The organism is Chroococcidiopsis sp. [FACHB-1243] (assembly GCF_014696895.1).
GTDB lineage: Bacteria > Cyanobacteriota > Cyanobacteriia > Cyanobacteriales > Chroococcidiopsidaceae > Chroococcidiopsis.
The window spans coordinates 217,778-231,382 of sequence record NZ_JACJQX010000003.1 but is presented as its reverse complement, the minus strand read 5'-3'; the positions used below and the strand labels follow the sequence as shown (position 1 = coordinate 231,382).

Below are 13,605 nucleotides of genomic sequence, written 5' to 3'. Positions count from 1 at the left end.
CATTGGAAGACATCCTCCAGCTTGCTCTGTTCTCGATCCTATATAACCTAATAGCTTCTATCTTCCCGCGTTTACAAAAACACAAACTAGAGTAGAACCAGAATTGAGATTGTATAGAATTCATAGATATAATGTCGCGCAAAGACGCAAGGGCGCAAAGAGAAAGAGCGAGTCCTTTCAAGCTTGAAAAAGTGCTTTTCCAAGCAACTGTATCCCGATCCTTTATGAAAAGTAGATACACACACTGACATGAGCTTGAGAATCAAGGAGAAGATCTCGGCTCTGTTTCTCATAGTTTAGGAGTAAAAAAAAATAGTTGTCAGTCGGTTACAGTCGGTAAACCTAAGTCGGGGAAGTCGGAAAAGTCGGAACTCAAATGCACAGTTAAGCGACTAAGGACATAATTGCGATCGCCACGCAGTAGATGGGAAAAATAAGATTATTAAGGCTATGCACCTACCACACTTTTAGACGCACAAATTTGAATGCATGAATCTAAATGCAAGAAACATCCCCAGTAGAAATATCTATTCGTCAGGCTCGTACTAGCGATCGCGATCGAATCATCCAGTTGCATAGTCAGTCAATTCAGCAACTTTGTACGGCTGATTATAACCCTGCACAAATTCAAGCTTTGCTAGAAGATAAAAAAGTGTATGGAATAAAATCGTGGGGTGATGTTGTCTTAGTAGCAGAGTATGGCGAAGAAATTGTAGGGTTTTCGGCTTTGATGCAGGGTACGGTAAGTGCAATGTACGTCCATCCAAAATGGACTCGACAAGGTATTGGTAAGTGCTTGTTACAGGCGATTGAACGAGAAGCTATATTTCGGCGATGGCAATGGTTGTTTGTGAAAGCTTCTATTACGGCTGTACCTTTTTATCAAGCTTGCGGCTATCAAATTCTACATCCCACTCAAATGATGGTTGCTCGTAGAGAGTGGGTTCCTTGTGTTGATATGCAAAAGCAACTACTGGTAACAATTGATCGACAGCGATTGTCTTCTCGACAAGCAGAGACTTGTTGGCAAATCGTGCAATCATCTTTAGTTGGTTTAATCGTATTAGTCGCGATCGCAAAGATGATGCAATGGTTTTGACCTCGATAGTTCCTATCTCCTATTTCCTTTCATCTAGCCGGATTTTCAGGAAATGCCTCTTCTAGATCTTCTACTGAAGTTGGAATGCGATCGATGAAAGGTAAACTAGCTCCTTGTAAACCCCGTTTAATGCGTTCTGGAGTTTCAGGAAAGATAATAAATAGCGGATAAATACTATTCGCTCCTTCACTAAAAATGTGTTGATAAGGAAGAGGCATAATCCACTCGTATTCTTTATCTAATAACACTTGAGTTTGTCGCCAGCGTCCTAAGAAATCGGAAAAATCTTCATTGGGACGATAAATAAATAGAAAAATCTCTACTCCAGTTTTAATTTTCCACTCTGGATCGCACATGAGAAAAGCGATATCACAGGGTAACAGAGTCGTTTCTGTAACTTTGATTGCTTGACGTTCTTTACTAGTTGATGTGAGGTTTCGCAGCCGAATTATAGGTAGAGGAATCGGAATGACACTTTCATGAGGACGGCGTAAACTTGGAAGCATTTCTAAATAGGGACGATGCTGCTTCAGTAAGACGATCGCTGCTGCGCGATCGCTATACTCTGCCAAGCACTCTTCATAACAAGATTTTTTAATACTCATAATTTCATCGGTTAATAGTTAGTAGTTAATGGTCAAGAGAGGTCGCTAACTACTAACGATTCGCTTAACCCAATTTTTCAAATACCTTGAACATGGGTAGGTACATCGAGAGAAGAATTCCTCCAACCATACCACCTAAAACAACAATCATAATTGGTTCAATAATACTAGTGAGGGCTTTGACAGCTTGCTCGACTTCATCTTCGTAGAAATCAGCAACTTTCATTAACATACTATCGAGTTCACCCGTTTCCTCGCCAATACTGATCATCTGAATTGCCATTACAGGAAAAACTCGTTCTTTTTGTAATGCTAAACTAATCATTCCTCCTTGTTGAATCTCTTTACGAGCTGCATCTACAGCATTAGCAATTATCTGATTACCAGCCGTATCGCGAACGATTTCCAGAGCAGTTAAAATTGGTACTCCCGAACGAGTTAAAGCACCGAAAGTGCGGCTAAAAAGAGCTACAGACGATTTTTGAATTAAGTCACCAAACAATGGAACTTTCAGAGAAATTCGGTCAATGGTTTCCCGACCTAGCCGAGTTTTATAATACTGTCGATAAACAAAACTACCGCCAATAAAAAATACTACAGGAATTATTGCACTTGGACTTCTAAGAACTGCACTGATCCACAACATAAATTTGGTCAGTTCTGGCAATTCTACTCCTAATTGCTTAAAAATATCAGCAAAAATAGGTATGAGAAATATAGTCATACCAAGAAAAATTAGTACGGCTATAATTCCAACTGCAATTGGGTAGGTTAACGCTGACTTAATCTGATTTTGCAATCGAGCGCGGTCTTCCAACAACTTAGATAAGCGGTTCATGACTTCATCAAGAACACCACCGACTTCCCCAGCTTGTACCATACTGACATACATGTAATCGAAACAACCTGGGTGTTTCCGCATTGCTTCAGACAAATTCATTCCCTGCTGTACATCAGAACTAATGTCTATTAAAGCTCCTTTTAGTTTTGGATTAGTACATTGTTCTGCCATTACACCCAGACTTCTGACAATTGCTACACCCGCATTAATCAGGGCAGCAAATTGACGCGAAAATACAGCTTTATCTTTAACAGATACCTTTGCTAAAGCTGCTTGGAGTGGTGCTAAGCTGAGATTACCACTCAACTTAAATTCTTCTGCTTGTTTTAGTTCTTGAATAAAAAGACCTTTCGATCTCAAACTAGAACGTGCTGCTGCTATTGTGTCAGCAACAACTTTTTCTTTTTTAGCATTTCCTTTTGCGTCACGAACGCGAGCAACAAATGTAGGCATGTTTTGGACGTTTAATGAGATAGAGAATATACAAGTTGTAGAGACACAATCTGTATGCCTCTACGAATGATTTTCTAAGAATTATTTAACGCATAGCAGCACCTGCTCTCATACCAGGTTTTGCACCAACTCCTGGAGTATTACCAATCAAGCGCTGTAATTCATCGGGTTTAGATGTCTTAGACATGGCTGCTTCAAACGAAATTAATCCAGATTTATACTGATCTGCTAAAACTTTTTCCAATGTTTGCATACTCAAATTTCCTCCAGTTTGAATCGCTGAATAAATTTGAGCTGTTTTTCCTTCACGAATTAAGTTAGAGATAGCAGGGGTAACAATCATAATTTCCTGAGCCATAACTCGACCGTATTCACCTGGTTTAGGGTTCTTTTTAGATACGAGAGTCTGACTGAAGACTGCGACAAGTGAGTTAGATAACTGGACGCGAATTTGTTGCTGTTGTTCTGGAGGAAATACATCTACCATCCGGTCAACAGTTTGAGCCGCAGAACTCGTGTGTAGCGTACCAAATACTAAATGTCCCGTTTCTGCTGCTGAAATCGCTAACTGAATTGTTTCTAAATCACGCATTTCACCTACCAGGATTACATCTGGATCTTCCCGTAAAGCTGCCCTAAGCGCATTAGCAAAACTTTTGGTATCTTCTCCAACTTGGCGTTGATGAATCACACTCTTAATTGGTTCGTAGACAAACTCAATCGGATCTTCAACTGTGATAATATGTTCTGCCCGCGTTGTATTAATATTATTAATCATGGACGCTAGGGTAGTAGACTTACCCGACCCAGTTGGTCCAGTTACCAAGACTAATCCTCGTGGTTTTTCCGAAATTTCCCGCACAATATTGGGTAAATTTAAAGTTTCCATGCTGGGAATTTTGGAGGCTAGCGCTCGCAAACAGGTGGCATACGTGCCTCGGTCTTTATATACGTTGACGCGGAAGCGAGCTAGCCCCTTAATCCCGTAAGAACAGTCTAGTTCCCAGTTTTGTTCTAGAGTTTTGCGCTGGGTATTATTTAACATACTAAAAATTAGTCTTTGGCACTGTTCTGCTGTTAGTGGTTCGTGTTCCGTTGGAGTCAACTTTCCACTGATACGGATATATGGCGGTAAACCTGCTGAAATGTGTAAGTCCGAACCACCCGAGTTAATAACTTCTTCCATTAAGTCTTCAATCATTAATTCCATGAGTTAATCTCCTTGAAAGTTATGTTGGTAATTGGTAATTGGTAATTGGTAATTGGTGGTTGTTCGTTTTGACTTTTGTACGGGCGGGTTTAGCAAATAGGTTGACAACCTTAAGTGAAAATTTTTGGTCAAAACCCGCCCCTACAACTTTTGACTTGCCCATTACCGATTGTCTAGTCACTAAATCGTGGAGTCATACAATAAGGACACTCAAACCACTCTGGTTGTAGCTCTGCATGACAAGTTTTACACTCTAATGAACTTTTACGTTTTGCTTTCAGTTCCGCTTCCAAACCAGAATCAGTGAAAGTGACGCGCTCTACTTCTTCCAAAGTCGTGTTACCTTGCAGAACTAACTCCAGACTATAAGCTAACAACGTTTTCATTCCCTCTTCTACGGCTGCTTCTTTAATCCGTTCGCTCGGCGCTCCTTCAGTAATTAAGTTTTGTAGCCGCTCTGTAACGCGCATAACTTCATATACACCACAACGCCCTTTATATCCAACGCCAGCGCATTTAGAGCAAAGTTGATTTTTAGCCTTAGCGTCTTGAATTTCTTCTAACTCCAAGGATTTAGCTTTGTAAAGCGTGAGTTCGACATCTTTAGAACTCGCCAGTCCAAACCGAGCTAACTCGTCGGCACTGGGAGTATAGGGAATGCGACAATCAGAACAGACGCGCCGCATCAAACGTTGAGCCACAACTCCTAGCAGCGCACCGGACACCATGAAGGGTTCTACACCCATTTCGTCTAAACGAGAAATTGCCCCAGCAGCATCATTAGTGTGCAGAGTTGTCAATACTAAGTGTCCCGTCAGTGCTGCCTCAATAGCGGTTTTTGCCGTTTCCTTATCCCGTGTCTCACCAACTAGAATTACGTCTGGGTCTTGTCGTAGAAAAGCCCGCAAAATTGACGCAAAATCCATTCCTTTTTCTCGAATCACCTGGACTTGCGTAATTCCTGGTAGAGAATACTCAATGGGGTCTTCAGCGGTGCTGATATTTACCCCTGGATCGTTGCGTTCTGCCAAAATTGAGTATAGAGTAGTCGATTTACCGCTTCCCGTCGGACCCGTAACCAACAGCAGTCCGAACGGACGACTTGCCAAGTCCCTCACAATTTGCAGGCTCTCTACATCGCTAATTAATTTGTCTAACCCAAGTTGGGTAGATGAGTTATCCAAAATCCGCAAAACAACTTTTTCCCCGTAACGACTGGGTAAGGTGTTGACGCGAAAATCAACTTTTCGTCCTTCAAATACGCGGCGAATACGACCATCTTGGGGTGCGCGTCGTTCGGCAATATCTAATTCAGCAATAATTTTAAATCGAGCTGTCACAGCAGGAACGATTTGTTTGGGTAGGGGGTCAAAAGCCTGCCGCAATACTCCATCTCTACGAAATCGGACGCGCAAGTACTCTTCTTGAGGTTCAATGTGAATATCTGAAACTTTTTCTTGTAACGCTTTGATCAGAATTTTATTCACTAGGGCAATTACAGGAGCAGCATCCGCATCTTTGAGAGATGCACCTAAATCTGCGTCACCCTCCTCTGGTGCATCTTGTAAATCAAGTCCATCTAACTCTACAGTGAAATCGACGGCATTAGCATTATTTCTCTGAGTATCTGCCTGTTGTTTTTGTTTTTCTACATTTTCATCTAAATATTTAGAAAGAAGTTCTTGGAAGTCTTCTAGTGTAATGACCGTCCTTTGCAATCCAATATCGCGGGGGCGAAGAATACGGTTTAAATTATCTTGGGCATCCAAATTATCTGGATCGACCATTGCGATCAAAATGGACGGAGGCTCATCACTTTTTGATATGGGTAGCAGCCGATAGCGACGACAAATATCAATCGGGATCAAAGAATCGATCAACTCGCCGACTTGACTTGTGCCAATCTGATTGATTTCTGGATCGAGAAACTCTACACCGTAGAGAATTTTTAGCTCGAATAGCTGTTGTTTTTTATATTGTCTAATTAAGTCTGGTGGCAGTTGTCGTCCAGTTATAGCTTCTAAAATCTCCGGTAGCGATCGCCCAGTCGAGCGACTTTCGCTTAAAGCCTGCTTCATCTGCTCTTTACTGACATACCCAGTCTCAACTACTTTGTTGCCAAAAGGAGACAAGTCATTTTTGACAATTAAGGCACGCCGCTGCATTGAAGAGGAGTAAGACATAATCGCTACTAAGATTTTGCATAATCAAGTATTCCCAAATAGAGTGTTCCCAAATCTCAAGAGAAATATTACAGAGGCGAGAAGCAGAAGAAGTCGGAGTTCAGAAGCATTTAACCACTAGCCACTAGCCACTAGTCACTGGTTACTGTATTCCCCGTGCAACTGCGCCTGCAATTATTGCATCCTAGAAGAGGTAAGTTTGCGCACAGGCTGAAGGTTAGTGGCTGGAGTAAACCTCATATCTCTAGCCTCTTCCACAGCTGCACAGTTGTTAGGATTTAGGATTGGGACATAATGATTGACGAAGAAAAGCAAACGGAATACGCAGCTAACCAAGAACCACAACAGCAAACACAGCAAACAACGAACGAGGTCACAACCAAAACAATGAACTCAAATGCATTCGGAGAATTTGAATCACAGGCAAACGCTCCAGAGGTAGATGCTAACGTTGCATCGAACGAGAATCCAGTCGAAGTAGAAAAGCCTGATACCTCTTCCACCGCGCCTGAAGCCGATAATCGAGCTGCTTTGTTAGAAAAGGAGCGGGAGATCGAGTCACTCAAAGCTAGCTTGGAGGAGCGTACCAGTCAATACGTGCGCATGGGCGCGGATTTTGAAAATTTTCGCAAACGCACGCTCAAAGACAAAGAAGACCTAGAACAAAAGATTAAACAGAATACTCTACAAGAAATTCTACCTGTGGTAGATAATTTCGAGCGGGCAAGAGCGCAGCTCAAACCGCAAACCGATGCTGAAATGAATCTTCACAAAAGTTATCAGGGAGTATACAAGCAACTGGTAGATTGCCTCAAGCGGCTAGGTGTTTCGGCAATGCGACCTGAAGGCAAGGAGTTTGACCCGAACCTACATGAAGCGGTCATGAGAGAACCAACAAGCGAGTACCTTGAAGGCACGGTGATTGAAGAATTGGTCAGGGGTTATTACTTAGGCGATCGCGTGTTGCGTCATGCTTTGGTAAAAGTAGCTACTGCCCCAGAAGAAACACCGTCAGAAACGGTAGTAGCAGAAACTCCACCCGAAGTTACAGAAAGTTGAGTGAAAAAATATCTTGGGAGTGAATGCATTGAGACAAATTCTGGGAAATATATCGTAGAGCCAATTTACTGCGTCGATCGCGATCTGGGACGACGCTACATCAATAAACGCCACCTTACTACTGAATATGGGAAAAGTTATTGGGATTGACTTAGGAACAACGAACAGTTGTGTTGCCATTTTAGAGGGCGGTCAACCACTGGTGATCCCCAATTCAGAAGGTGGACGAACAACTCCCAGCGTGGTTGGCTTTGGTAAAGCCAGCGATCGCTTGATCGGTCAGTTGGCAAAGCGTCAAGCCGTCACGAATGCCGAAAACACTGTTTACAGTATCAAGCGGTTTATCGGACGGCGTTGGAACGAAACTCAAGCAGAACGCCAGCGCGTCCCCTATAAATCCGTTAGAGGACGCGACGACACTGTAGATGTCCAAATTCGCGATCGCACCTACACTCCTCAAGAAATTTCTGCCATGATCCTGCAAAAACTCAAGCAGGACGCAGAAAATTTTTTGGGAGAAAGCGTAGACCAAGCAGTAATTACCGTACCAGCCTATTTTACCGATGCCCAGCGGCAAGCAACCAAAGACGCTGGAACGATCGCGGGACTGGAGGTTTTACGTATTATCAACGAACCGACAGCCGCCGCTTTAGCTTACGGTTTGGATAAGCAAGACCGAGACCAAACAATTCTCGTCTTCGACTTAGGCGGCGGTACGTTTGACGTTTCTATCTTGCAACTAGGGGACGGGGTATTTGAAGTTAAAGCCACCTCTGGCAACAATCAACTTGGCGGTGACGATTTCGATAACTGTATCGTGCGCTGGATGATTTCTTGCTTTCAAGACAGTGAAGGTGTAGACCTGACTGCCGATCGCATGGCACTCCAGAGACTTCGAGAGGCAGCAGAAAAAGCCAAAATCGAACTGTCTACCCTTGGCAGCACGACAATTAATTTACCTTTCATCACGGCTGATGCTACGGGACCAAAACACTTAGAACAAGAGCTAAGTCGCGCCAAGTTTGAAGAGTTGGTTTTGCCTCTGATCCAAGCCACGATCGAACCGATGGTGCAAGCCCTCAAAGACTGCGGTTTACGCCCCCCAGATATCGATAAGATCGTTCTTGTGGGTGGTTCGACTCGCATTCCAGCCGTGCAAAATGCCGTGCAAAACTTTTTTGGCGGCAGAACAGCCGAGCGATCGGTCAATCCCGATGAGGCTGTTGCACTAGGCGCGGCAATCCAGGGTGGAGTATTAGGGGGCGAAGTAGAAGATGTCTTGCTACTGGACGTAACTCCGCTCTCTCTGGGAATTGAGACTTTAGGGGAAGTCTTTACAAAAATTATCGAACGCAATACCACCATTCCCACCAGTAAAGCGCAAATTTTCTCGACTGCTACCGACGGACAAACCTCTGTAGAAATCAAAGTTCTTCAGGGAGAAAGAGCGATGGCACGGGACAACAAAACTTTGGGAAGTTTTGTACTCACGGGAATTCCTCCTGCTCCTAGAGGCACGCCCCAAATTGAAGTTGCCTTTGAGATCGATGTCAACGGAATCTTAAAAGTGGCAGCATCAGATAAAGGCACTGGCAGAGAACAATCCCTGCGGATCACTAATACTGGTGGATTGAGCGCAAGTGAAGTAGAACGGATGCGCCAAGAAGCAGAAATGTTTGCCGAGCAAGATCGAAAACGCTTGGAACTGATCGAACTGAAAAACCAAGCAGAGCATTTGTTACAAAGTTATTTTGTCACGTTGAGAGATAATAGAGAACTAATTACCGAAGAGTTTAAAGATCAGGCAGATGAAAAAGTCACCGCACTCAAAGCAGCCTTTGCCGATCCTGCTTCCACTGTTGAAGCAATCGAACAAAGACTGCAAGACTTTCAGCAAAACTTATTTGCTTTAGGAGCCAGCGTTTACGAACAAGCTAATCGCAGTAGCTCTTTTACTTCATCAGGTATGGACGACACCTTCACTTCTTCCTTTGGTGACGATAGTACGTATGCAGTAGACTACGAAGCAATTGAGGAGTAGTCATTGGTCATTGGTCATTGGTCATTGGTCATTGGTCATTAGTTGTTATTCTTCCCTACTCCCGACTCCCTGACAACTGATAACTGAAAAGGATCGGTTTTGCCACCTTGTTGAAAGTACGGTGATTTGTCTACAGTGATTATGGAACTTTAGTAACTAACGCTGAAACGCGATCGCCGCAGGACAGCAACAGATTCATCCCTCTTCTAACCACTAAACCAGCAGCGCTCTATGGCTCGTGACTATTACGAAATTCTGGGTGTTTCCCGCAGTGCGGATAAAGAAGAAATCAAACACGCCTATCGTCGCCTCGCTCGGAAATATCACCCCGATGTGAATAAGGAAACTGGAGCTGAGGAGCGGTTCAAAGAAATCAACCGAGCTTACGAAGTGTTATCGGAACCGGAAATGCGGGCGCGTTACGATCGCTTTGGCGAAGCTGGTGTCGCAGCTGGTGCTGGGGCAGCAGGTTTTCAAGACTTTGGCGATATTGGCGGTTTTGCTGACATATTTGAAAGCTTCTTTAGCGGTTTTGGTGGTGCGGGCGCTCAAGGTGGGACGCGGCGGCGGAGCGGACCAGTCCGTGGTGACGACCTACGGTTAGATTTGAAGTTAGATTTTAGAGAAGCGGTCTTTGGCGGGGAGAAAGAAATTCGCATTTCTCACCTAGAAACTTGTGAAGTTTGTAGCGGTTCTGGTGCAAAGCCTGGAACTCGACCGCGTACTTGTACGACTTGTAGTGGCTCGGGTCAGGTAAGGCGCGTTACCCGCACTCCCTTTGGGAGTTTTACGCAGGTGTCTACTTGTCCCACGTGTAACGGTACGGGGCAGATGATTGAAGACAAGTGCGAAGCTTGCGACGGGAAAGGTGCGAGGCAGGTAACGAAGAAGTTAAAAATCACCATTCCCGCCGGAGTTGACAACGGTACGCGCTTGCGCATTTCTGGAGAAGGTGATGCAGGCGATCGCAATGGTCCGCCAGGAGATTTATACGTTTATATCTTTGTCAACGAAGATGCAGAATTTCGCCGCGACGGAATTAACGTTCTATCAGAAATTAAACTCAGCTACCTCCAAGCAATATTAGGCAGCCGCATAGAAGTTAATACGGTAGATGGTCCGACTGAATTGCTCGTGCCTGCTGGTACTCAACCAAACACCGTGATGACTTTAGAAAATCACGGCGTGCCACGCTTGGGTAATCCCGTTAGCCGAGGCGATCACCTCATCACAATCTCAATCGATATTCCCACCCGCATTACTCCCGAAGAACGAGAATTGCTGGAAAAGCTAGCTAAAATTCGGGGCGATCGCACAGGAAAAGGTGGTATAGAAGGATTTTTGGGAAATCTGTTCCACAAATGAATCAATCATTTTTGTCATCTGCCGATGCTCAACTCGATCTACGCGGGACTCCCTGCCCGATTAACTTCGTTCGCACTAAGCTACGATTGGAAAAAATGACTCCAGGCAGCTTGCTAGAAGTCTGGCTAGACCCAGGCGAACCAATCGAGCAAGTGCCGGATAGTTTGACAATGGCTGGATATCAGATCGAGCAAATTGAAGAACGCGACGGGTTTTTCGTGCTTCAGGTGAGACATCCTGTTAAGTGAATTCGGAATTCGGAATTCGGAATTCGGAATTATTTTCAATAATTTGTAGACTTGCGTGTTTGTTTAGTTATGCATGAATGATTTGCCCGAGTCTGAGATTCAACCTTTAGGGGATACTGCGCTCCTAGTGGGTACGGTAGTGGCAGTACAAGCAAACTACTACTGGGTAAGGTTAGATGCTCTAGGTTCAGAATTAACTACTCCCTCAGCTCTCTCAGCTCTCTTATGCACGCGGCGGGCGCGGTTAAAAAAGCTAGGACAGCAAGTCATGGTGGGCGATCGCGTTGTTATAGAAGAACCAGATTGGGCTGGTGGTAGAGGGGCAATTGGAGAAGTCTTACCCCGTCAAAGTCAGCTCGATCGTCCGGCGATCGCTAACGCGCAGCAAATTTTGCTGGTATTTGCCTTGGCAGAACCAGACCTCGACCCGTATCAATTGAGTAAGTTTTTAGTCAAAGCAGAGTCTACGGGGTTAGAAATTTGTCTGTGCTTGAATAAAAGCGATTTGCTCTCAGCCCAGCAGATTAATAGTTGGCGCGATCGTTTGAAAAGTTGGGGTTATCAACCTTTATTTATCAGCGTCCATCAAGGGGTTGGGGTCGATCGAGTTAGCCAGCACCTGCAAGCGAAAATTACCGTCATTGCTGGACCCTCTGGAGTGGGAAAATCGAGTTTAATCAACATGCTAATCCCAGAAGCGGGGTTGCGAGTCGGAGAAGTATCGGGAAAGCTGTTGCGTGGTCGCCACACGACGCGGCACGTCGAACTGTTTGAATTGCTTACGGGCGGATTGCTAGCCGATACTCCTGGCTTTAACCAACCAGATCTCGGCTGTACTCCAGAAGAGTTAGCAAGCTATTTTCCAGAAGCAAAACAACGCTTAGCTGTTGCTAGCTGTCAGTTTAGCGATTGCTTGCACCGCGACGAACCGAATTGTGTTGTGCGGGGCGACTGGGAACGTTATCAGCACTATTTGAACTTGTTAGAGGCGGCGATCGCCGATCGAGAACAGCTAGCTCGTCAAGCCAATCCCGAATCAAATGTGAAGCTGAAAACCAAACGGGGTAAAAGTCAGTACGAACCCAAACTAGAAACGAAAAAATATCGCCGTCAGTCTCGCCGGACGCAACAGCAATCTCTCCAGGAGTTATATCGAGAAGCAGAAGAATAGGGTCTAAAATTTAAAAAATATTAACTTAAAAAATTGGAGATTTTTATGGCTCCTAAAGTCGAAATCTACACCTGGAGATCCTGCCCGTTTTGCATTCGTGCCAAACAACTTCTTGCCAAAAAAGGCGTTGATTTTATCGAGTACAGTATTGATGGTGATGAAGCCGCTCGCAAACAGATGGCACACAGAGCAAACGGTCGCCGTTCTGTACCCCAAATCTTTATCGACGATCTCCACATTGGGGGATGCGACGACATCTACGATCTAGATTTCCAGGGCAAGCTCGATCCCCTGCTAACCTCGGCTCAAGGAGCGTAAGCCATTGAGTTTAAAACTAGCTTTTATTATCGACCCAATCCACAAACTCGATCCAGGTCACGATACGAGCGTTGCTTTGATGGAAGCAGCGCAAACTTTAGGACATGAAGTGTGGATAACTCAAGCTAGCCGCTTGGGGGTAGCTGAAGGTAAGGCATGGGCTGTTTTAGAACGGTTACAACTTCAACCCGTGCAGTTGGTGGATGGACGCTGGGTGGCGGAACTGGTTTGGTACGATTTGAGCGATCGCACCTGGATGCCTTTAGAAAATTTTGATGCTGTCTTCATGCGGACAGATCCGCCTGTAGATATTCCCTACCTCTACGCTACTTACATTCTCGACTTCATTGACCGGAGCAAAACTCTAGTTATAAATAATCCCCAAGGGTTGAGGGCAGCCAATGAAAAAATGTTTGCCCTGCAATTTCCCCATTTGATGCCAGAGACAATTGTGAGTGCGGATAAAAAAGTGATTCGCCAATTTTTAGCCGCAAAAGGGGCAGCGATTCTCAAACCACTGGGACTCAAAGCAGGTGAAGGAATTATTTATCTCGAAGAAGGCGATCGCAATTTCAACTCAATTGTAGAAATTAGCACTTACCAAGCCAAAATGCCCGTGATGGTGCAAGAATTTATCCCTGCTGCGAAAGAAGGAGACAAGCGGATTATTCTACTCAATGGCGAACCAATCGGGGCTGTGAATCGAATTTCCACCAGCGATGACTTTCGTAATAACATGGCAGCTGGGGGTACGGTAGCCAAAACTGAAATTACAGACCGAGAACATCAGATCTGTAGGGATTTAGCTGCCAGCTTACAACAAAACGGCTTATATTTTGTTGGAATTGATGTTATCGGTGGTTATTTAACCGAAGTCAATGTCACCAGCCCTACAGGGATTAGAGAAATCGATAGGCTCAATGGAACTCGCTTGGGAGAAACAGTCATGCGTTGGCTGGAAAAGGCAAAGGGTTGAACCAGAAATGTAGAGACGTTACATGTAACGTCTCTA

The 13,605-nt window shown here is 44.5% G+C and carries 14 protein-coding genes; 9 read left to right on the top strand and 5 right to left on the bottom strand.

Annotated features, from left to right (window positions below):
* Positions 1–499: 499 nt before the first annotated feature.
* A complete protein-coding gene (locus H6G17_RS03765) occupies positions 500–1,099 on the top strand; it encodes a GNAT family N-acetyltransferase (protein ID WP_192154276.1) in 600 nt (199 codons plus the stop codon).
* Between the two features lie 29 nt (positions 1,100–1,128).
* Here H6G17_RS03765 and H6G17_RS03760 read toward each other — a convergent pair whose 3' ends face one another.
* The 5 genes from H6G17_RS03760 to H6G17_RS03740 form a co-directional block, all read right to left on the bottom strand.
* A complete protein-coding gene (locus H6G17_RS03760; protein WP_192154274.1) occupies positions 1,129–1,704 on the bottom strand; it encodes a hypothetical protein in 576 nt (191 codons plus the stop codon).
* A gap of 64 nt (positions 1,705–1,768) precedes the next feature.
* A complete protein-coding gene (locus H6G17_RS03755; RefSeq protein ID WP_192154272.1) occupies positions 1,769–2,998 on the bottom strand; it encodes a type II secretion system F family protein in 1,230 nt (409 codons plus the stop codon).
* A gap of 85 nt (positions 2,999–3,083) precedes the next feature.
* Positions 3,084–4,208, bottom strand: a complete 1,125-nt coding sequence (locus tag H6G17_RS03750) for a type IV pilus twitching motility protein PilT (protein WP_192154270.1) — start codon at positions 4,206–4,208, stop codon at positions 3,084–3,086.
* A 19-nt stretch (positions 4,209–4,227) separates the two neighbouring features.
* Positions 4,228–4,389: a hypothetical protein gene (locus H6G17_RS03745; RefSeq protein WP_192154268.1), complete on the bottom strand. Its 162-nt coding sequence runs from the start codon at positions 4,387–4,389 to the stop codon at positions 4,228–4,230.
* On the bottom strand, positions 4,382–6,391 hold the full coding sequence (locus H6G17_RS03740; protein WP_192154266.1) for a GspE/PulE family protein: 2,010 nt from the start codon (positions 6,389–6,391) through the stop codon (positions 4,382–4,384). The genes H6G17_RS03745 and H6G17_RS03740 overlap by 8 nt, the downstream gene beginning before the upstream one ends.
* Positions 6,392–6,685: 294 nt before the next feature.
* On the opposite strand from H6G17_RS03740, the gene grpE reads away from it, so the two are divergent.
* From grpE to gshB, 8 genes are all read left to right on the top strand, one after another.
* The gene (gene grpE, locus H6G17_RS03735; protein WP_192154264.1) at positions 6,686–7,450 is read left to right on the top strand and encodes a nucleotide exchange factor GrpE; all 765 of its coding nucleotides are present in this window, start codon (positions 6,686–6,688) and stop codon (positions 7,448–7,450) included.
* Positions 7,451–7,600, top strand: a complete 150-nt coding sequence (locus H6G17_RS03730; protein ID WP_192154263.1) for a hypothetical protein — start codon at positions 7,451–7,453, stop codon at positions 7,598–7,600.
* Positions 7,578–9,491, top strand: coding sequence for a molecular chaperone DnaK (gene dnaK, locus H6G17_RS03725; RefSeq protein ID WP_192154261.1), 1,914 nt, complete (start codon positions 7,578–7,580; stop codon positions 9,489–9,491). Before H6G17_RS03730 ends, dnaK begins: the two co-directional genes overlap by 23 nt.
* A 231-nt stretch (positions 9,492–9,722) precedes the next feature.
* A complete protein-coding gene (dnaJ, locus tag H6G17_RS03720; RefSeq protein ID WP_192154253.1) occupies positions 9,723–10,856 on the top strand; it encodes a molecular chaperone DnaJ in 1,134 nt (377 codons plus the stop codon).
* Positions 10,853–11,104 carry a sulfurtransferase TusA family protein gene (locus H6G17_RS03715; RefSeq protein ID WP_039715854.1) on the top strand — a complete coding sequence of 84 codons (252 nt, stop codon included), beginning with the start codon at positions 10,853–10,855 and terminating at the stop codon, positions 11,102–11,104. The genes dnaJ and H6G17_RS03715 overlap by 4 nt, the downstream gene beginning before the upstream one ends.
* Positions 11,105–11,177: 73 nt before the next feature.
* Positions 11,178–12,275 (top strand): small ribosomal subunit biogenesis GTPase RsgA, encoded by a 1,098-nt coding sequence (gene rsgA, locus H6G17_RS03710; protein WP_192154251.1) that lies wholly within the window; start codon positions 11,178–11,180, stop codon positions 12,273–12,275.
* Between the two features lie 45 nt (positions 12,276–12,320).
* Entirely contained in the window at positions 12,321–12,593 is a 273-nt protein-coding gene (gene grxC, locus H6G17_RS03705) for a glutaredoxin 3 (protein WP_192154250.1), read from the top strand.
* Positions 12,594–12,597: 4 nt separating this feature from the next.
* Complete coding sequence (gshB, locus tag H6G17_RS03700; RefSeq protein WP_192154249.1) at positions 12,598–13,569, top strand: glutathione synthase; 972 nt, start codon at positions 12,598–12,600, stop codon at positions 13,567–13,569.
* The last annotated feature ends 36 nt before the right edge of the window (positions 13,570–13,605 follow it).

Bases quoted from the DNA above. Each gene is read 5' to 3' on its own strand.
- H6G17_RS03765 (WP_192154276.1), top strand. From the start codon at position 500: ATGCAAGAAACATCCCCAGTAGAAATATCTATTCGTCAGGCTCGTACT.
- H6G17_RS03760 (WP_192154274.1), bottom strand. From the start codon at position 1,704: ATGAGTATTAAAAAATCTTGTTATGAAGAGTGCTTGGCAGAGTATAGC.
- H6G17_RS03755 (WP_192154272.1), bottom strand. From the start codon at position 2,998: ATGCCTACATTTGTTGCTCGCGTTCGTGACGCAAAAGGAAATGCTAAA.
- H6G17_RS03750 (WP_192154270.1), bottom strand. From the start codon at position 4,208: ATGGAATTAATGATTGAAGACTTAATGGAAGAAGTTATTAACTCGGGT.
- H6G17_RS03740 (WP_192154266.1), bottom strand. From the start codon at position 6,391: ATGTCTTACTCCTCTTCAATGCAGCGGCGTGCCTTAATTGTCAAAAAT.
- grpE (WP_192154264.1), top strand. From the start codon at position 6,686: ATGATTGACGAAGAAAAGCAAACGGAATACGCAGCTAACCAAGAACCA.
- dnaK (WP_192154261.1), top strand. From the start codon at position 7,578: ATGGGAAAAGTTATTGGGATTGACTTAGGAACAACGAACAGTTGTGTT.
- dnaJ (WP_192154253.1), top strand. From the start codon at position 9,723: ATGGCTCGTGACTATTACGAAATTCTGGGTGTTTCCCGCAGTGCGGAT.
- H6G17_RS03715 (WP_039715854.1), top strand. From the start codon at position 10,853: ATGAATCAATCATTTTTGTCATCTGCCGATGCTCAACTCGATCTACGC.
- rsgA (WP_192154251.1), top strand. From the start codon at position 11,178: ATGAATGATTTGCCCGAGTCTGAGATTCAACCTTTAGGGGATACTGCG.
- grxC (WP_192154250.1), top strand. From the start codon at position 12,321: ATGGCTCCTAAAGTCGAAATCTACACCTGGAGATCCTGCCCGTTTTGC.